The organism is Sulfitobacter sp. G21635-S1 (genome assembly GCF_027213915.1).
Lineage (GTDB): Bacteria > Pseudomonadota > Alphaproteobacteria > Rhodobacterales > Rhodobacteraceae > Sulfitobacter.
Map to the genome: position 1 here is coordinate 1 of NZ_JAPWGV010000072.1, position 844 is coordinate 844.

The following is an 844-nucleotide window of genomic DNA, read 5'->3' on the forward strand; positions in this document are numbered from 1 at the left end:
GCAGGCGGCTACAACCGGCGCGTGGAGTGCGATGCCTTGGAGGTCGACATGGAATATCCTTCTGTCCTTTGGAAGCGCCTTGATACTTCGGGCACGGATGCCTGCCGGTTTGTCTCGCGGGACGAGGGGTGGGCGATCGAGGGACAGGCAAACTTCCTGCATGAGGGCGCGGTCGCCTGTCTTTCCTATTCGCTTCTCTGCGCACCTGACTGGACGAGCCGCTTGGCGGTTGTTAACGGCTGGGTAGGTCACCGGCCACTCTCTCTTGTGATCGAACGCAGCGACGCGGCAGGCTGGCAACTCAACGGACAAGCCGTCCCGGGCAGCGAAGCCCTGCTCGACGTCGATTTGGGGTTCACCCCGGCCAGCAATACCAATGCGATCCGGCGCCTTGGCCTCGGGATCGGCGACAGGACAGAGACAACCGCGCTTTGGCTCGACTCCGAAGACTGGACCCTGAAGCCATTGGTGCAGAGCTATCACCGGACATCAGCCACAACCTATGCCTATGCCTCGCCGATCCATGGCTATCAGGCGGAGCTGGAGACGGATGGCTTCGGTGTCATCCGCTCCTATCCCGACCTCTGGGTCGCGGTCCGGTAGGGGCGCGTCCGGCGCTCCGGGCCAAATTGATCAGACGAAAATCCGGGCAAACGGAATACCTATTCAGTCAAACTGCCGCGCTGCGCCTGCCAATCGGACAGATCGTGCAGAATTCGCGCCAGCGCGACCGCATCCCTGGTGAGCCTGTAGGTGACCTGCAATGTCCCGGACCGGGTCACCAGCAAATCTGCCTCAAGCTGTCGCAAGGCCCGCACCAGCACGCGGCGGTCGGCATCCGGCA

General features: G+C 62.7%; 2 protein-coding genes. One reads left to right on the forward strand and one right to left on the reverse strand.

The genetic code is table 11. From position 1 onward, the window contains the following. Positions 1–603: putative glycolipid-binding domain-containing protein (locus tag O4H53_RS26955; RefSeq protein ID WP_331284260.1), on the forward strand; the 603-nt coding region annotated here is incomplete at its 5' end. Between the two features lie 59 nt (positions 604–662). Here O4H53_RS26955 and O4H53_RS26960 read toward each other — a convergent pair. Then, a partial coding sequence (locus O4H53_RS26960) for a winged helix-turn-helix transcriptional regulator (RefSeq protein ID WP_269368087.1) occupies positions 663–844 on the reverse strand: 182 nt, incomplete at its 5' end.